Origin of the sequence: Neisseria subflava, from assembly GCF_024205705.1 — a bacterium.
GTDB lineage: Bacteria > Pseudomonadota > Gammaproteobacteria > Burkholderiales > Neisseriaceae > Neisseria > Neisseria subflava_D.
In genome coordinates, this window is record NZ_CP073115.1 from 161760 (window position 1) to 178322 (window position 16563).

Below are 16563 nucleotides of genomic sequence, written 5' to 3' on the forward strand. Positions count from 1 at the left end.
AACATATGGAAGCCTTTAAAACCCTTATCTGGATTATTAATATTATTTCCGCTCTATTCGTAATCGTGTTAGTATTGCTGCAACACGGTAAAGGTGCGGATGCCGGCGCAACATTCGGTTCCGGCAGCGGTAGCGCGCAAGGCGTATTCGGTTCTGCCGGTAATGCCAACTTCCTCAGCCGTTCGACTGCCGTTGCCGCAACTTTTTTCTTTGCGACCTGCATGGCAATGGTGTATATTCACACCCACTCCAATAAGCACGGTTTAGACTTCAGCGATGTGAAGCAGACCCAACAGGCTCCTAAGCCTGCAACGCCTGCACAAAACAATACAACTCCTGTTGCTCCGAATCCTCAGCAGCAGTAAGACAATTTGATTTATGCCGACATGGTGGAATTGGTAGACACGCTATCTTGAGGGGGTAGTGGCCGTAGGCTGTGCGAGTTCAAATCTCGCTGTCGGCACCACATTAGAAAATCTAACCGCTTTTTAGCGGTTATTTTTTCGTCTTGAGAATCTGCCTTTCCTTTATTTTTAGGCCGAGACAGGGAAATACAATGAAGCGTTTGGTTGTCGGCATCAGCGGTGCCAGCGGTTTTCAGTATGGCGTGAAGGCTTTGCAGCTTTTGCGTGCGCATCAGGTAGAAACACATTTGGTGGTTTCGCAAGGGGCGGAGATGACCCGCGCTTTGGAAACGGATTACACCAAAGAAGACGTTTATGCTTTGGCGGATGTCGTACATTCTGTCCGTAATGTCGGGGCAAGTATTGCCAGCGGATCGTTTTTGACGGATGGAATGTTAATTGCGCCGTGTTCAATGAAAACCTTGGCTTCGGTTGCCCATGGATTTGCCGATAATTTGCTCAGCCGTGCGGCGGATGTAACGTTGAAAGAGCGGCGCAAGTTGGTATTGATGGTGCGTGAAGCACCGTTAAACTTGGCGCACATTGAAAATATGCGCCGCGTGACAGAGATGGGCGGTATTGTGTTTCCTCCCGTGCCGGCTTTATATCAGAAGCCTGAATCCATCGAAGATATGATTACACACAGCGTCTCTCATGCTTTGGACTTGTTCGGCATCATTCAAAACGATGTGCCGCGCTGGCAGGGCTGATATTTCAGACGGCCTGAGCATAATTTCGTCTACTGCGAAGGAAGATAAAAACCATGCAAACGATTCCTGCCAATATAGTGAAGTTTTTGAGCAATCATCATGTCGTCAGTATTGCTGCTGCGGCAGACGGCGAAATTTGGGCGGCTTGTTGTTTTTATGTGTTTGATGAGGCCAATGCCCGCCTAATTGTGCTGACTTCTTTGAAAACGAAGCATGGCGGAATGATGAGCTGTTCTGCCAAAGTAGCCGGTACCATTGCCGGTCAGCCTGACAGCATCGCAAAAATCAGCGGCATTCAGTTTGCGGCAACCGCTGCTTTGATTGAGGATGAAGCGGATTTGAAAGCGGCGCAGTCTTTGTACTACAAAGCGCATCCTGCTGCTCGAGTGATGAAAAGCGATGTTTGGGCATTGAATTTGGACAGTGCAAAATTTACTGACAATAAATTGGTATTCGCACAAAAAACGTACTGGAATCGCGAGGATTAAGAAAAGGCCGTCTGAAAGATGAAATTTCAGACGGCCTTTGGTAATGTTACAAATTAATCGTGTCCGAGCTCGACAGTTTTGTCTTTGTAACGTGTATCAGGAACCAAAACGATTTTCTCGTCCACTTTGCCGATGGCTTTCACGTCTTTGCCCGGATAGTCCAGCTGGTGCAGGAAGTAGCGGATACAGTTCAAACGTGCACGTTTTTTGTCGTCGGAACGGATGATGACCCAAGGCGCGTCGCCGGTGTGGGTGTGGAAGAACATGGCGTTTTTGGCTTCGGTGTAGTCGTCCCAGCGGTCGAGCGACTGGATATCCACAGGAGACAGTTTCCAGTGTTTCAGTGGGTCGTCACGACGGGAGATGAAGCGACGGAGTTGTTCTTCACGGGATACGGAGAACCAGAATTTGAACAGATGGATGCCGCTGGCAACAAGCATACGTTCCAACTCAGGGGTTTGACGCATGAAGAGCAGGTATTCGTTAGGTTCGCAGAAGCCCATTACGCGTTCTACGCCGGCACGGTTGTACCATGAGCGGTCGAAGAATACCATTTCGCCTGCGGTCGGCAGGTTTTGGATGTAGCGTTGGAAATACCATTGGCCGCGTTCGGTAGTGGTTGGTTTTTCCAAAGCAACCACGCGCGCGCCACGCGGATTCAGGTGTTCCATGAAACGTTTGATGGTACCGCCTTTACCGGCTGCGTCGCGGCCTTCAAACAGGCTGACGATACGCTGACCGGAATCTTTAACCCAGCTTTGTACTTTCAACAATTCGATTTGCAGCTTCTGTTTTTCTTTTTCGTAAACAGAGCGGCGCATACGTTGTTTGTACGGGTAGTTGGCAGGAAGCGGTGCGCTGCTGGAATCTTCGTCAGTGCCGCGTCCTTCGTGTTCCAAAACAGCCTTTTCGAATACTTGCAGCTGGTCTTGTTTCTCGCCCAGTTCAACATTCTCGAACGGTTCTAATTGGTGGTCTGCCATAAAGTCTCCTTATCGATTAAGTTTTAAATGATATGGTGTGGTATGACTTGATTTTACCTCTTTATGCTGTGTTAGCCTACATAAAATTACACATAAGCGATTTTTTCCGACTTGTTTGATAATTTTTGTAAAACCAGCGTATAATCAGCCTATTTGTATCATACATCATGCCTTATTTCGCCCTGTTCGACGATGCCGTGAGCGGCCGAGCAAAACTCTATCAAAATCATGTAGAAAGCCATCGGTTTTATCATAACGAACTGGATTCGTTAACAAGTATTTTGCAAGCCGGCTGGAAAAAGGGTTTGCATGCAGTGTTGTTTGTAGACTACGAATTTGGGTTGCCGCTGATGGATATTCCATCTGGCCGCAGTGGCAGTCTACGTTTGCACTGGTTTGCCGATTGTTCTGAAATCGATGCCGAAAGCTGGTTGGCCAATCATTCAGACGGCCTGGCGGCAGGTATCTCCACTCCCCGATTCTCCGTATCCGAAGCCGATTATCTCGAGCATATCAACCAAATCCACGAGGCCATCCGCCGTGGAGATACCTATCAAATCAATTACACAGAGCGCCTACACCTGCAAGCTTACGGCAATCCGATTCAGCTTTACCGCCGCTTGCGCCAGCCTGTGCCGTATGCCGTTTTGTCTTGTCTGCCCGACGGGGCAGGGCAGGAAGCGTGGACTTTGTGTTTTTCTCCCGAACTTTTCCTCAAAATCGATTCAGACGGCCTGATCACAACCGAGCCGATGAAAGGCACTGCGCCGATTCTTCATGACGGACAAGATGAACGCCGCGCCGTTGAATTGCAAAACGATCCGAAAAACCGCGCCGAAAATGTGATGATTGTCGATTTGTTGCGCAACGATCTCGGCAAAATCGCGCAAACGGGCAAAGTACGCGTGCCTGAACCGTTTAAAGTTTCCCGTTTCGGCAGTGTTTGGCAGATGACCAGTGCCATCGAGGCGCAGGCGCTGCCTGATGTTTCGGTTGCCGATATTCTCCGCGCAGCCTTTCCGTGCGGCAGTATTACCGGCGCGCCCAAACGCATGAGTATGCAGATTATTGAGTCTCTTGAATCCGAACCGCGCGGTTTGTACACCGGCAGCATCGGCTTTTTGCATCCGTGCGATACGGGTTTGGGATTTGAAGGCGTATTTAATGTTGTGATTCGCACTTTATCCCTGAAGCCCGTTTCAGACGGCCTTTATCAAGGTGTTTATGGTGTCGGTTCGGGGATTGTGATTGATAGCGATCCTGAAGCCGAATATCGCGAGTGCGGTTGGAAGGCGCGTTTCCTCAATGACTTGAGGCCTGATTTCGGTATTTTTGAAACCATGCGCGTGCAAGACAAACAATGCCGTTTGCTCGATTTGCATTTAGACCGTCTAAAAATTTCGGCACAAGCGCTCAACCTGCCTTGGCCTGAAAATGCGGCAGAGCAAATCCAATACTATATAGATGCGTTGCCAAGTGGATTATTTAGAGTCAAAGCCGCTTTGTTTTCAGACGGCCTTGCATTGAGCCATGCGGCTGTTTCTGAATTGGATGGGCAACAATACGTCATCCTGAGTGTGCACACATTAAGCCAACGCGATTATCTGCGCCGCTTCAAAACCACGCGCCGTGAAATTTTTGACCAAGCATGGAAAACGGCAGAAGGGCAGGGCGCATTTGACAGCCTGTTTTTTAATTCAGACGGCCTTTTGTTAGAGGGTGGAAGAAGCAATGTGTTCGTCAAATATCAAGGACAATGGCTCACGCCGTCTTTGGATTTGGATATTTTGAACGGGGTAATGCGCCAAGCGGTATTGAAGCAGCCGCAGCTATATTTAGGTGTGGATACAATCAAGGAAACCCACATCACGCGCGCGATGTTGGAAAATGCGGAAGAAATCCGTTTGAGTAACGCTTTAAGGGGCATGTTTGCGGTTTCGCTCCGTAAATAAATGGCAATAGTCAAATCATAGTGATTCAAATTGTCGTAAAGCAGCAATATCCGATAGAATACGTCATTTCAACAATGAGGCCGTCTGAAAGGGAAAACAATATGGCAAAAGCAAAAGGTGGATTGGGGCGCGGTTTGGATTCGCTGATTTCCAATGCAGTGGACAGCAGCAGTAGCGACCGCCTGACAACGGTTGCCATCGCCGATATTCAGCCCGGCCGTTATCAGGCGCGTGTGCAAATTGATGACGAAGCTTTGCAGGAATTGGCCGATTCCATTAAAGCGCAAGGCATTATCCAGCCGGTTATCGTACGCGAACGTGGTCTGTCTCAATATGAATTGATTGCCGGCGAACGCCGTTGGCGCGCTTCCCAGTTGGCCGGTTTGACCGAAATTCCCGTCGTTATCAAAACCATCAGCGACGAAACCGCGTTGGCCATGGGTTTGATTGAAAACCTGCAACGTGAAAACCTCAATCCGATTGAAGAAGCTCAAGGTTTGAAACGCCTTGCCGACGAATTCGGCCTGACTCATGAAACCATCGCAAAAGCTGTCGGTAAAAGCCGTAGTGCCATCTCCAACAGCCTGCGTCTGTTGAGTTTGCCTGAGCCGGTTCAGGAAATGCTTTATCAACGCCGTCTGGAAATGGGTCATGCCCGTGCGTTGCTGACCTTGCATGTGGTTGACCAGTTGGAGTTGGCGCAAAAAGCCGTCAAAAACGGTTGGTCGGTGCGCGAGGTAGAACGCCGCAGCCAGTTGGCTCATCAAAAAGCCAAGCCGGAAGCAGCCAAAACCATCAGCCCGGATATTCGCCGTATCAATGATGCCTTGACCGAGCGTTTGGGCGTCAATGCCGAAGTCAAAACCAGCAATCAGAAAAAAGGCAAAATCGTACTGCATTTTGATACGCCGGAAACATTTGAATATCTGCTGAAACAGTTAGGCATCAATCAAGAGTTTTAACGGTTTTATAAACAGGCCGTCTGAAAAAAATTTTCAGACGGCCTGAGTTTTTGATAAAAGGACTGGTCGTACAGATGTTTACAATACAAATCAAAATCTTCTGTAAAATCTGTGTAGCAACATGTAATTTGTGTTAAACTCCGTTCCTGCAAAGATTTGTTTTATATGTGTTAATCATTTATCTGTGAAAGGTTCACAAAGATTAACATATTGCTTGACGTTAACAAACTTCTTGATTATATTAATTTGCCTTGCGTTTTGGGGTGTGAAGTACAATGAATCAGATAGTCCCATTGCAAGTGATTGTATTGTTAATAATTTCAGTTGTTTGTGCATTATTTTCCGGATTGTCCGGCTTCCTCTCTGCTTTGGCGGGAGGATTTTCGTATATTTTGCCTACCCTGGTTGCAGTTTTACTTTTAAAGTTTTCCCGACGAAATCCCGATCTGCAAAGTTCAATGTTTGTCGGTGGAGAGGTTTTAAAAGTAGTGCTGTCGCTGGTATCTATGTCGGTCGTTTTTGCGATATGGCATCAATCGCTGGTATTTTTCCCATTCTTATTGGGGTTACTCAGTGTCAGTCATTTGGTTTTTTTAGTATTGTTGAGAGTGAAACACTATGGCAGGTGAAACTATGACCGCTGCCGACTACATCAAGCACCACTTGCAAAGCTTGACCAGTATGTCGGATGTTACTCAGGGTCAAGGACTGAAAAACATCGCTGATTTTTCGTTCATTAACCTTGATGCAATCTTTTTTGCTGTTCTGTTAGGCGTAATCGGCAGCTTCCTTTTGTGGCGCGGTGCCAAAAAAGCAACTGCTGGCGTGCCTGGCCGTTTTCAAGCAGCTGTTGAAATTCTGTTCGAATTCGTGGATAACATGTGTAAGAGCATTATCCATAACGAACAATCGCGTAAAGCTGTTGCGCCTTTGGGTTTGACCTTGTTTGTCTGGATTTTCCTGATGAACGCCATGGATATGTTGCCGGTTGATTTGCTGCCGATGGTATGGCAAGGCATTACCGGTAATCATCATGCACTGTTGCGTGTCGTACCGACTGCTGACTTGAATACGACTTTGGCTTTGGCAATTGGCGTATTGTTGGTATGTATTTATTACAATATCAAAATCAAAGGCTTTGGCGGTTGGATTCACGAATTGTTCAGCGCGCCTTTTGGTCCAATGCTTGCTCCGGCCAACTTCCTGCTCAACTTGGTAGAGTTCTTGTCCAAAACCGTATCCCACGGTATGCGGTTGTTTGGTAATATGTATGCCGGTGAGCTGGTGTTCCTGTTGATCGCTCTGTTGGGCGGTGCATGGGCATCAACCGGCAGCATCGAAACTTTGGATCCGATTTTATTTGTGTTCCATCTGATTGCCGGTTTGGCTTGGGCGATTTTCCACATCTTGGTTATCACCTTGCAGGCATTTATTTTCATGGCGTTGGCGTTCGTATATATCGGACAAGCGCATGATGCACACTAATCAAGTAGTTTTTTCGTAGTTTGTTTTTTGTAGTTTAACCTTTACTATTTTAAGGAGTTTAAAAATGGGTTTGATTGCTATCGCATGTGGTTTGATCGTTGCCTTGGGCGCATTGGGTGCCTCTATCGGTATCGCAATGGTTGGTTCTAAATACTTGGAATCTTCTGCTCGCCAACCTGAGCTGATCGGTCCTCTGCAAACCAAACTGTTCTTGATCGCTGGTCTGATCGACGCAGCCTTCTTGATCGGTGTGGCTATTGCCCTGTTGTTCGCCTTCGTTAACCCGTTTGGTGCTGCGTAATCAAGACGGAGCGATCCGTTCAGATACAGGCTTATAGTCTGTTTGATTAACCCAGATACGAAGGTTAAGTAACGTGAATATTAATGCAACCTTATTTGCGCAAATCCTGGTTTTCTTTGGCTTGGTTTGGTTTACGATGAAATTCGTATGGCCTCCGATTGCCAAAGCGTTGGATGAGCGTGCCGCAAAAATCGCCGAGGGTTTGGCTGCTGCCGAGCGCGGTAAGAGCGATTTTGAGCAGGCAGAGAAAAAAGTTGCAGAACTTATGGCCGAAGGGCGTAATCAGGTAACCGAAATGGTTGCCAACGCCGAAAAACGTGCTGCAAAAATTGTAGAAGAAGCCAAAGAGCAAGCTTCTCATGAAGCAGCACGCATTGCAGCTCAAGCAAAAGCTGACGTGGAGCAAGAAGTTAACCGTGCGCGCGAAGTATTGCGCGAACAGGTTGCTACACTGGCTGTTAAAGGTGCGGAATCTATCTTGCGTAAAGAAGTTGATGCTTCCAAACATGCAGATTTGCTCAGTACCTTAAAACAGGAGCTGTAATCTTATGGCAGAGTTCGCAACGATTGCCAGACCTTATGCGAAAGCATTGTTTAGTCTGGCTCAGGAAAAAAACCAAATCGAGTCTTGGTTGGGCGAACTGAAAGAACTCGCAGCGGTTGTTCAAGATGAGAAAGTCATTGCTTTCATCGAGCAACCGGAAACGGGAGCTTCCGAAAAAGCAGAAACGCTCAAAGGTCTTGTCGGTATCAAAAATGTCGAATTGGCAAATTTCATTACCGTTTTGGCCGAGCAAAAGCGTTTGCTGGTATTGCCGGAAATTTATGCCCAATATCAAGATTTGACCTTGATACACAACAATACGAAATCGGCAGTAATTTACAGCGCGTATGAACTCAGTTCTCAGCAGCTGGCCGATGTTACCGATATCCTGACAAAACGCTTCAACAGCAAATTGGATGTGGTAACTAAAGTTGCCCCTGAATTAATTGGCGGCATCAAAGTAGAAGTGGGTGATCAGGTCTTGGATTTGTCCGTACAAGGCAAACTGAATGCTTTGTATGCGACTATGACAAATTAGGAGAGTTTTCATGCAGCTTAATCCTGCTGAAATTAGCGATTTGATTAAAGCCAAAATCGAAAATCTGTCCGTCAATGCAGAAGTGCGTACCCGTGGTACCGTTGTTTCTGTTACAGACGGCATTGTGCGCATTCATGGCTTGTCAGACGCGATGCAAGGTGAGATGCTCGAATTCCCCGGTAACACTTTCGGTCTGGCCATGAACTTGGAGCGTGACTCCGTCGGTGCCGTAGTGTTGGGTGAGTACGAACACATTAAAGAAGGCGATACAGTTACCTGTACCGGCCGTATTTTGGAAGTGCCGATCGGTCGCGAACTGGTTGGCCGCGTAGTTGATGCATTGGGTCGTCCTATCGATGGTAAAGGTCCAATCAACACAACATTGACTGCTCCAATCGAAAAAATTGCACCAGGTGTGATTGCGCGTAAATCGGTTGACCAACCAATGCAAACCGGCCTGAAAGCCATTGACTCTATGGTTCCGGTTGGTCGTGGCCAACGTGAGTTGATCATTGGTGACCGTCAAACCGGTAAAACTGCCGTAGCACTGGATGCCATCGTTAACCAAAAAGGTACAGGCGTTATCTGTATTTATGTGGCTATCGGTCAAAAAGCATCTTCTATTGCCAACGTAGTACGCAAATTGGAAGAGCATGGCGCGATGGAACACACTATCGTAGTTGCTGCAACTGCTTCTGAAGCCGCTGCACTGCAATACATCGCTCCTTACTCCGGTTGTACCATGGGTGAATTCTTCCGTGACCGTGGTGAAGATGCATTGATCGTATACGATGACTTGTCTAAACAAGCCGTTGCATACCGTCAAATTTCCCTGCTGTTGCGCCGTCCTCCTGGCCGTGAAGCATATCCTGGCGACGTATTCTATCTGCACTCCCGTCTGTTGGAACGTGCGGCCCGCGTCAGCGAAAACGAAGTTGAAAAACTGACCAATGGCGAAGTAAAAGGCAAAACCGGTTCTCTGACTGCGTTGCCAATTATTGAAACCCAAGCCGGTGACGTATCCGCATTCGTACCAACCAACGTAATTTCGATTACAGACGGCCAAATCTTCTTGGAAACCGACTTGTTCAATGCCGGTATCCGTCCTGCAATCAATGCTGGTATTTCCGTATCGCGCGTAGGTGGTGCAGCACAAACCAAAGTCATCAAAAAATTGGGTGGCGGTATCCGTTTGGCGTTGGCACAGTACCGTGAATTGGCGGCGTTCTCGCAATTTGCTTCCGATTTGGACGAAGCAACACGCAAACAGCTGCAACACGGTGAAGTGGTTACTGAATTGATGAAACAAAAACAATTCAGCACATTGAACACTGCCGAAATGGCATTGACTTTGTGGGCGATCAACAACGGTTCTTACGCAGATGTTCCGGTATCCAAAGCCTTGGCTTTCGAAGCAGAATTCTTGAGTTTCGTACGTACGCAACATCCTGAGGTTCTGGAAGCGATTAATGCATCAGGCGCAATGTCTGACGAAAGCGAAAAAGCATTGACCGAAGCCATGAAATCTTTCAAATCTTCTTACGCTTACCAAGCATAAGTATTGAGATGAAAGGAGTCTGAAATGGCAGTCGGAAAAGAGATTCTCACCAAAATCCGTAGTGTTCAAAATACCCAAAAGATCACTAAAGCGATGCAAATGGTGTCGACCTCTAAAATGCGGAAGACTCAAGACCGGATGCGCTTAGCGCGTCCGTACGCCGAAAAAGTGCGTACAGTGATGAGCCATCTTGCACAGACCCATGCCGATCATGGTATCAAATTGTTGGAGCCGCACCGCGAAGTGCGTCGTGCCGGTTTCATTTTGATTACCTCGGATAAAGGTTTGTGCGGTGGCTTGAACGCAAACGTACTGAAAAAGTTTTTGGCGCAAGTTCAAGAGTATCAGGAACAAGGCATCGAAGTCGAAGTCGTGTGCCTGGGTAGTAAAGGTTTGGCTGCATGCCAAAGTATCGGTTTGAATGTTATTGCCAGTGCAACCAATTTGGGCGATACCCCAAGAATGGAATTGCTGCTTGGTCCTCTGACCGAAATCTTCCAACGTTATGAGAAGCATGAATTAGACCGTATCCATATGGTTTACTCACGTTTCGTCAATACAATGCGCCAAGAGCCGCGTATGGAAGTTTTGCTGCCTATCGGTGAAAACGTTATTGACGACGAGGCGGGTCATTCTTCATTTGCTTGGGAATACCGCTACGAGCCGAGTCCTATCGCCGTATTGAAATATTTGGTTCGCCGCTATTTAGAGTCTGTGGTTTATCAGGCATTGAGCGACAACATGGCATCTGAACAAGCCGCGCGTATGGTAGCGATGAAAGCCGCAACCGACAACGCAGGCAATGCCATCAAAGAATTGCGCTTGGTGTACAACAAATCGCGTCAAGCCGCGATTACTACAGAATTGTCAGAAATTGTAGCAGGTGCAGCGGCAGTTTAATGCCGTCTGAAGCCTGAACAGGAAATTAGGATACGATAATGAGCCAAGGCAAAATCGTACAAGTTATTGGTGCGGTGGTTGACGTGGAATTTCCACGCGACGCTATCCCGCATGTTTACGATGCCCTGAAATTGGACGAGAACGGTCTGACCCTGGAAGTTCAACAGCTTCTGGGTGACGGCGTTGTCCGTACTATTGCAATGGGTAGTTCAGACGGCCTGAAACGCGGCATGTCTGTGAGCAATACTGGTGCGCCAATCACTGTGCCGGTAGGTAAAGGTACATTGGGCCGTATTGTCGACGTATTGGGTACACCTGTTGATGAAGCAGGTCCGATCGATACCGACAAGAGCCGTGCCATTCACCAAACTGCTCCAAAATTCGACGAGTTGTCTTCAACTACCGAATTGTTGGAAACCGGTATTAAAGTGATCGACTTGCTGTGTCCGTTTGCTAAGGGCGGTAAAGTAGGTCTGTTCGGTGGTGCCGGTGTAGGTAAAACCGTGAACATGATGGAATTGATCAACAACATCGCCAAAGCGCACAGCGGTCTGTCCGTGTTCGCAGGTGTGGGTGAACGTACCCGTGAAGGTAACGACTTCTACCACGAGATGAAAGATTCCAACGTATTGGATAAAGTAGCCATGGTGTATGGCCAAATGAACGAACCTCCAGGCAACCGTCTGCGCGTTGCTTTGACCGGTTTGACCATGGCCGAATACTTCCGTGACGAAAAAGACGAAAACGGTAAAGGTCGCGACGTATTGTTCTTCGTTGACAACATCTACCGTTACACTCTGGCCGGTACCGAAGTATCTGCACTGTTGGGCCGTATGCCTTCTGCAGTGGGTTACCAACCGACATTGGCTGAAGAAATGGGTCGTTTGCAAGAGCGTATTACCTCTACCCAAACCGGTTCTATTACTTCCATCCAAGCCGTATATGTACCTGCGGATGACTTGACTGACCCGTCTCCAGCGACAACTTTCGCCCACTTGGACGCGACCGTCGTATTGAGCCGTGATATTGCATCTTTGGGTATTTACCCGGCAGTTGACCCGCTTGACTCTACTTCACGCCAATTGGATCCGATGGTATTGGGTCAAGAGCACTACGACGTAGCGCGCGGTGTACAGTCTACTCTGCAAAAATACAAAGAATTGCGCGACATTATCGCCATTCTGGGTATGGACGAATTGTCTGACGAAGACAAACTGACTGTGATGCGTGCCCGTAAAATCCAACGCTTCCTGTCTCAACCGTTCCACGTTGCCGAAGTATTTACCGGTTCTCCAGGCAAATACGTTCCATTGCGTGACACCATCGCCGGCTTTAAAGCCATCTTGAACGGCGAGTACGACCATCTGCCTGAACAAGCGTTCTACATGGTAGGCGGCATCGAAGAAGCGGCTGAGAAAGCGAAAACCTTAAACTAAGGAGGCCGGCATGAGCACCATGCAAGTTGAAGTGGTTAGTAGCGAGCAAAACATCTATTCGGGTGAGGCCAGCTTTGTGGTGGTTCCTACCGTTCAAGGTGAGCTTGGTATTTATCCACGACACGAGCCGATTATGAGTTTGGTACGCCCCGGCGCATTGCGTTTGACTGTTCCGGGTGAAGCTGAAGAAGTGCTGGTTGCCGTTTCCGGTGGCGTTTTAGAAGTACAGCCTGATAAGATTACTGTATTGGCAGACGTTGCCGTTCGCAGTACAGAAATGGATCAGGCGCGTGCTGAAGCAGCTAAAAAAGCAGCCGAGGCAGGTGTTTCTGCAGCCAAAGATGATAAATCTCTGGCCGAAGCGCACAAAGCATTGGCAGCAGCCATTGCCCAGCTGAAAACTTTGGACTACCTTCGTTCGCAAAAAAACAAGTAATGTGGGTTCATTAAGAAAAAGCACAACGAAATGTTGTGCTTTTTTATTTTCGCGAAGATAAGTAGCTTGATATTAAAATACCGATAGACGAGTAGATGGCAAGCTTGAAATCGAAACGGTAGAATCAGTTTTTATGACTCAATTGTTGGCGAATCATTTTCAAAGTAGTTAGTCTTGTTATTTGGCTAAGAATGGCCCACTCAATCTTTTTTAACCACAAAAAGCAGGGTGGATAATTCCTAATTTATTGCAACCGCAACAGATCTGAATTGATCAGTATTGAAAATATTAGAATTTGCGGAAGCTCTTGTATAAACAAAAGGCCGTCTGAAACTTTTCAGACGGCCTTTAAATCATTATTACGGCATTCGTTTATGATTGGTCGATGGTTTTATCCAGTCCTTGGGTCAGACCGTTGATGTCGCCACCATTTAGTCCCAACTCCTTCAAGAGACCGTCAACCAACGGGGCTTGGCTGCGGTAGCGCAGGGCGCTGTTGACCATTTGGTCTGCAAGGCTGGCTTGTGTGGTTTGGCCGTCTGAAGCACCTTCCGCGCCGTTTGCACCACCGGCAAAGCCACCCAGACCATTGACTTGCAAAATCTTGATGTCTTCGATTTTTTCCATTGGGCGGACGGATTCGCGGATGATGTCAGGCAGGTGTTTCAAGAGGGCAAGGCGGACTTGCATTTCGACTTGCTCGACGCTCAGCACGTTGGCGGCTTCGTTGACGGCGCGGGTACCTTCGGCATCAACTTTATATTGTTGCTCTTGCGCTTGCGCCAACAGAATCTTGGCATCGGCTTCACCTTTGGCTTGAAGGCGTTGTTTCTCGGCTTCGGCTTCGGCGGCGATACGCACGGCTTCAGCTCGGTCTTGTGCAGCTTGTTTTTCGGCTTCGGCGGCGACAGTGAGCGAAATCGCATCTTTTTGCGCGGCTTCTTCGGCGGCAATCAATTCAACCGCTTTGGCACGCTCGGCACGTTCGGTTTCGCGTACGGTAATCACGCTCTCTTCTTCGCGAACGGCGGCTGCGCGGGCTTTGTCGGCTTCGGCTTTGGCTTCGGATTCGGCGCGTGATTTTTCGGCAACGGCGATGGCGCGGTCTTGTTCGGCCAACTCGATGGCTTTGCGGCGCTCAACCTCTGCCTGTTCAACGGCTTGGGCTTTTCTAATGTCTTCGTTTTTAATGTCGCGTTCGGCGGCAATACGTTTCAGATCTACTTCGCGTTCGGCGGCAATTTTAGCTTCTTCCGCTTCACGTTTTTTCTGAGATTCTTGTTCGGCAATGCTGGCCTCTTGTTCGGCGCGGCGGACGGCAATTTCACGCTCTTGTTCGAGTTTGGCGTATTCTTCTTCGCGCGAGATTTTCAGTCGTTGCTGCTCGGCTTCGAGGTTTTTGGTTTTGATTGCCAAGTCGGTGTCTTGTTCGATTTCGTTACGTTTTTTGCGGCGGCCTTCGATGGTTTCGGTCAGTTTGGTCAAACCTTCCGCGTCAAAGGCGTTTTGCGGGTTAAAGAACTCAAAGCTGGTTTGGTCGAGGCCGGTCAGGGAAACGGTTTCGAGTTCGAGACCGTTTTTGAATAGGTCTTCACTCACGACTTGTTGTACTTTCTGAACGAAATCAACACGTTTTTCATGCAGCTCTTCCATCGCCATTTCGGCGGCAACAGCACGCAGGGCGTCAACGAATTTACCTTCGACGAGGTCTTTCAGCTCATCGGGAGACATGGTTTTCATACCCAGCGTTTGTGCGGCGGTCGCAATGCTCTCGGCGCTGGGTTTAACGCGGACGTAAAATTCAGCCATCACGTCAACGCGCATACGGTCGCGGGTAATCAGCGCTTGTTGGGCAGCGCGGCGCACTTCAAGGCGCAGTGTATTCATGTTGACGGGGATAATTTCGTGCAATACGGGCAGCACCATCGCACCGCCGTTCATAATGACTTTTTCGCCACCAAAACCGGTGCGGACAAATGAAACTTCTTTGCTGGCACGGCGATACAGACGGGTCAGGATGAGGCCGAGTACAAACAGCGCGACGAGTATGACGCCGGCGATAGTGCCGATGGAGACCAAATTCATGGTTTTTCCTTTCTTCTTGTTAATATGCCTTTGGGGGCGGTGGATTCAGAAAGCTTTGAAGGAAGGAAGCCGTCTGAAAGGGTTAAAAATATGGGTTGAAATAATAGAGTGGTTGTTTTTCTATATTGTTATTTCGGATTTCTAGATGGTGAGGATAGGGCGGTAAAGTATCTATTTTTACCGTATCGATAAATCAGCGGTTTCAGACGGCCTTAATCTACCAAGCTGCCGCTCGGATTCAAAATCGCTTTAAATGTATTTCCATCCAACGACACCAGCAATACCGCATCGCCTTGTTTCAATACATCTTCAGAGTCAGGCTCTACCATCACATAATGCTGTTGGCCGTAAGCATCTTTTACGCGCGCCTGCGCCGCATTGCCTAGCCGAGCTTCGCCCAACACCACCGTGCCGACGCGCCCGATTAAACTTTCCTGAGAAACGGCCGTGGTTTCATCTTTCGGCATAATTTTGTACAAACCGCTAGCTGTTACGCGCACCAAGGGCAGGGAAAGAAACCAAACGATGACTGCTGCCAGCGTGCCATTCAGATAACTGCCGAATACAGTGGCAAAGGCCGTCTGAAACAGATAACCCGTCAGTCCGTATACGGCAAGAAACACCACCATCAACATCAATACCGGGATACGTCCGACATACAGCCAGCTCAGGAAACGCACGAATATGCCTGCATCCGCCACATCCAATCCTACCTCGGCGTGTGCAGTTTCGGTCAGGCTGTCTGGCAACAGGTTGTCCAACCAGTCGCTGATACCGCCTGCCAGCATGGAAATGACTTCCAACACACCGAGCAAAACCATCAGCGCAATGGCAATGCCGAAGATTTCAGTTTCGGGGGCGTTGATTAGATTCCACATATTGCATTTCCTTATTCTTTTTAATTTTCAGACAGCATATATTTTATTTTAAAGTTAAGCAGATTGGATATGGGTTTTTATTAATTTGTCGTAACTGACAGGATTTTTCCCAATCCGTCATCTTTTGTTATTGAGGTGTGTATGGTTTTCTTTTTTCAGACGGCTCCGTGAAGATAGAGGCCGTCTGAAACTGCGATTTTCTCAATATGGCTTATGATTTCGCTTTCAATGCCGCCAATCTTTCGGCAATGCGGTTGTTGCGGCTTAAGTCTTCCAGTTCTTTCAGCTTGGCCAACTGCGCCGCATCGGTGCTGCTGTGTACCGAGTTTTGGCGACCCATCACACGGTCGAAGGCATTGCCGCTTTTTTCGGCATCACGGGCAATGCGGTTGAGGTCGCTGCCGTTGCCGCCGACTGTTTTTCCTGTGCCCATGCTTTGCTGTGCGGCACGCCAGTCTTGCAACTGCTGCTGCATCTCGCGTTTTTTCGCCTGCAGGGCAACGATAAAGCCTTCGAGCTCTTTTTCTTGTGCGGCACAATCGGCAATGGTGTTTTCCAAAACAGGCAGACGAGCTTCGATGTCCATCTGCTCGGCGATACCCGCTTCGGCAAGATCATCGCGACCGGCATTTACGGCAGCTTGCAGATTGGCATCGATGGCCTCGTGGCGGTTGCTTTCATCGGCCATTTTCTTGGCGGCAAGGTGTTTCTGCGCCAACACTTTGCCCAATTCGGCACGCACTTCATCTACTGCGCGCTCAATTTCGCGGATGCTTTCGTTCATGACCGCTTCAGGCGCAAGGTTTTCCGCCGCATCAATCAGGGCATGAAAACCGCCGCTTACCAGACGGCCTACTCGGCGGGATAGGGTTTCGCTCATTTGGATTTTCCTTTCACTAAAAT

At 48.3% G+C, this 16563-nt stretch carries 18 protein-coding genes and 1 tRNA gene; 15 read left to right on the forward strand and 4 right to left on the reverse strand.

Annotated features, from left to right (window positions below):
- Nucleotides 1-5: 5 nt before the first annotated feature.
- The 4 genes from secG (at nucleotide 6) to KCG54_RS00805 (ending at nucleotide 1602) form a co-directional block, all read left to right on the forward strand.
- On the forward strand, nucleotides 6-365 hold the full coding sequence (gene secG / locus KCG54_RS00790) for a preprotein translocase subunit SecG (RefSeq protein ID WP_036492092.1): 360 nt from the start codon (nucleotides 6-8) through the stop codon (nucleotides 363-365).
- A 15-nt stretch (nucleotides 366-380) separates the two neighbouring features.
- Nucleotides 381-466 (forward strand) — tRNA-Leu (locus KCG54_RS00795).
- Between the two features lie 90 nt (nucleotides 467-556).
- Nucleotides 557-1114 (forward strand): UbiX family flavin prenyltransferase, encoded by a 558-nt coding sequence (locus KCG54_RS00800; protein WP_107848624.1) that lies wholly within the window; start codon nucleotides 557-559, stop codon nucleotides 1112-1114.
- A gap of 53 nt (nucleotides 1115-1167) precedes the next feature.
- Nucleotides 1168-1602, forward strand: a complete 435-nt coding sequence (locus KCG54_RS00805; RefSeq protein ID WP_254324359.1) for a hypothetical protein — start codon at nucleotides 1168-1170, stop codon at nucleotides 1600-1602.
- Nucleotides 1603-1655: 53 nt separating this feature from the next.
- Here KCG54_RS00805 and ppk2 read toward each other — a convergent pair whose 3' ends face one another.
- Nucleotides 1656-2585, reverse strand: a complete 930-nt coding sequence (gene ppk2, locus KCG54_RS00810; protein ID WP_004519010.1) for a polyphosphate kinase 2 — start codon at nucleotides 2583-2585, stop codon at nucleotides 1656-1658.
- A gap of 167 nt (nucleotides 2586-2752) precedes the next feature.
- On the opposite strand from ppk2, the gene KCG54_RS00815 reads away from it, so the two are divergent.
- The 11 genes from KCG54_RS00815 to KCG54_RS00865 all read left to right on the forward strand — a co-directional run bounded on the left by KCG54_RS00815 (nucleotide 2753) and on the right by KCG54_RS00865 (nucleotide 12697).
- Nucleotides 2753-4537 (forward strand): bifunctional chorismate-binding protein/class IV aminotransferase, encoded by a 1785-nt coding sequence (locus tag KCG54_RS00815; protein ID WP_254324360.1) that lies wholly within the window; start codon nucleotides 2753-2755, stop codon nucleotides 4535-4537.
- Between the two features lie 101 nt (nucleotides 4538-4638).
- On the forward strand, nucleotides 4639-5499 hold the full coding sequence (locus KCG54_RS00820) for a ParB/RepB/Spo0J family partition protein (RefSeq protein ID WP_039863743.1): 861 nt from the start codon (nucleotides 4639-4641) through the stop codon (nucleotides 5497-5499).
- A 275-nt stretch (nucleotides 5500-5774) separates the two neighbouring features.
- Nucleotides 5775-6128, forward strand: coding sequence for an ATP synthase subunit I (locus KCG54_RS00825; RefSeq protein WP_254324361.1), 354 nt, complete (start codon nucleotides 5775-5777; stop codon nucleotides 6126-6128).
- The gene (gene atpB / locus KCG54_RS00830) at nucleotides 6118-6984 is read left to right on the forward strand and encodes a F0F1 ATP synthase subunit A (RefSeq protein ID WP_254324362.1); all 867 of its coding nucleotides are present in this window, start codon (nucleotides 6118-6120) and stop codon (nucleotides 6982-6984) included. The genes KCG54_RS00825 and atpB overlap by 11 nt, the downstream gene beginning before the upstream one ends.
- Before the next feature lie 64 nt (nucleotides 6985-7048).
- Nucleotides 7049-7285 carry a F0F1 ATP synthase subunit C gene (gene atpE, locus KCG54_RS00835; protein WP_003676106.1) on the forward strand — a complete coding sequence of 79 codons (237 nt, stop codon included), beginning with the start codon at nucleotides 7049-7051 and terminating at the stop codon, nucleotides 7283-7285.
- A gap of 73 nt (nucleotides 7286-7358) precedes the next feature.
- Nucleotides 7359-7829, forward strand: coding sequence for a F0F1 ATP synthase subunit B (locus KCG54_RS00840; RefSeq protein ID WP_004464459.1), 471 nt, complete (start codon nucleotides 7359-7361; stop codon nucleotides 7827-7829).
- A gap of 4 nt (nucleotides 7830-7833) precedes the next feature.
- Nucleotides 7834-8367 carry a F0F1 ATP synthase subunit delta gene (locus KCG54_RS00845; protein WP_003683778.1) on the forward strand — a complete coding sequence of 178 codons (534 nt, stop codon included), beginning with the start codon at nucleotides 7834-7836 and terminating at the stop codon, nucleotides 8365-8367.
- A gap of 10 nt (nucleotides 8368-8377) precedes the next feature.
- Nucleotides 8378-9925 (forward strand): F0F1 ATP synthase subunit alpha, encoded by a 1548-nt coding sequence (gene atpA / locus KCG54_RS00850; RefSeq protein WP_003676111.1) that lies wholly within the window; start codon nucleotides 8378-8380, stop codon nucleotides 9923-9925.
- A gap of 24 nt (nucleotides 9926-9949) precedes the next feature.
- Nucleotides 9950-10825, forward strand: coding sequence for a F0F1 ATP synthase subunit gamma (gene atpG / locus KCG54_RS00855; RefSeq protein WP_254324363.1), 876 nt, complete (start codon nucleotides 9950-9952; stop codon nucleotides 10823-10825).
- Nucleotides 10826-10863: 38 nt separating this feature from the next.
- Nucleotides 10864-12261: a F0F1 ATP synthase subunit beta gene (gene atpD, locus KCG54_RS00860; protein ID WP_063076780.1), complete on the forward strand. Its 1398-nt coding sequence runs from the start codon at nucleotides 10864-10866 to the stop codon at nucleotides 12259-12261.
- A 10-nt stretch (nucleotides 12262-12271) separates the two neighbouring features.
- The gene (locus KCG54_RS00865; RefSeq protein ID WP_049331696.1) at nucleotides 12272-12697 is read left to right on the forward strand and encodes a F0F1 ATP synthase subunit epsilon; all 426 of its coding nucleotides are present in this window, start codon (nucleotides 12272-12274) and stop codon (nucleotides 12695-12697) included.
- A gap of 372 nt (nucleotides 12698-13069) precedes the next feature.
- On the opposite strand, the gene KCG54_RS00870 is transcribed toward KCG54_RS00865, so the two are convergent.
- The 3 genes from KCG54_RS00870 to KCG54_RS00880 form a co-directional block, all read right to left on the reverse strand.
- The gene (locus tag KCG54_RS00870) at nucleotides 13070-14782 is read right to left on the reverse strand and encodes a flotillin family protein (RefSeq protein ID WP_107867966.1); all 1713 of its coding nucleotides are present in this window, start codon (nucleotides 14780-14782) and stop codon (nucleotides 13070-13072) included.
- Nucleotides 14783-14994: 212 nt separating this feature from the next.
- Nucleotides 14995-15660, reverse strand: a complete 666-nt coding sequence (locus tag KCG54_RS00875) for a YqiJ family protein (RefSeq protein ID WP_254324364.1) — start codon at nucleotides 15658-15660, stop codon at nucleotides 14995-14997.
- A 211-nt stretch (nucleotides 15661-15871) separates the two neighbouring features.
- Nucleotides 15872-16540 (reverse strand): PspA/IM30 family protein, encoded by a 669-nt coding sequence (locus KCG54_RS00880; RefSeq protein WP_254324365.1) that lies wholly within the window; start codon nucleotides 16538-16540, stop codon nucleotides 15872-15874.
- Between the last annotated feature and the right edge of the window lie 23 nt (nucleotides 16541-16563).

Coding starts and splice junctions, on each gene's coding strand:
- secG (WP_036492092.1), top strand. CDS start 6: ATGGAAGCCTTTAAAACCCTTATCTGGATTATTAATATTATTTCCGCT.
- KCG54_RS00800 (WP_107848624.1), top strand. CDS start 557: ATGAAGCGTTTGGTTGTCGGCATCAGCGGTGCCAGCGGTTTTCAGTAT.
- KCG54_RS00805 (WP_254324359.1), top strand. CDS start 1,168: ATGCAAACGATTCCTGCCAATATAGTGAAGTTTTTGAGCAATCATCAT.
- ppk2 (WP_004519010.1), bottom strand. CDS start 2,585: ATGGCAGACCACCAATTAGAACCGTTCGAGAATGTTGAACTGGGCGAG.
- KCG54_RS00815 (WP_254324360.1), top strand. CDS start 2,753: ATGCCTTATTTCGCCCTGTTCGACGATGCCGTGAGCGGCCGAGCAAAA.
- KCG54_RS00820 (WP_039863743.1), top strand. CDS start 4,639: ATGGCAAAAGCAAAAGGTGGATTGGGGCGCGGTTTGGATTCGCTGATT.
- KCG54_RS00825 (WP_254324361.1), top strand. CDS start 5,775: ATGAATCAGATAGTCCCATTGCAAGTGATTGTATTGTTAATAATTTCA.
- atpB (WP_254324362.1), top strand. CDS start 6,118: ATGGCAGGTGAAACTATGACCGCTGCCGACTACATCAAGCACCACTTG.
- atpE (WP_003676106.1), top strand. CDS start 7,049: ATGGGTTTGATTGCTATCGCATGTGGTTTGATCGTTGCCTTGGGCGCA.
- KCG54_RS00845 (WP_003683778.1), top strand. CDS start 7,834: ATGGCAGAGTTCGCAACGATTGCCAGACCTTATGCGAAAGCATTGTTT.
- atpA (WP_003676111.1), top strand. CDS start 8,378: ATGCAGCTTAATCCTGCTGAAATTAGCGATTTGATTAAAGCCAAAATC.
- atpG (WP_254324363.1), top strand. CDS start 9,950: ATGGCAGTCGGAAAAGAGATTCTCACCAAAATCCGTAGTGTTCAAAAT.
- atpD (WP_063076780.1), top strand. CDS start 10,864: ATGAGCCAAGGCAAAATCGTACAAGTTATTGGTGCGGTGGTTGACGTG.
- KCG54_RS00865 (WP_049331696.1), top strand. CDS start 12,272: ATGAGCACCATGCAAGTTGAAGTGGTTAGTAGCGAGCAAAACATCTAT.
- KCG54_RS00870 (WP_107867966.1), bottom strand. CDS start 14,782: ATGAATTTGGTCTCCATCGGCACTATCGCCGGCGTCATACTCGTCGCG.
- KCG54_RS00875 (WP_254324364.1), bottom strand. CDS start 15,660: ATGTGGAATCTAATCAACGCCCCCGAAACTGAAATCTTCGGCATTGCC.
- KCG54_RS00880 (WP_254324365.1), bottom strand. CDS start 16,540: ATGAGCGAAACCCTATCCCGCCGAGTAGGCCGTCTGGTAAGCGGCGGT.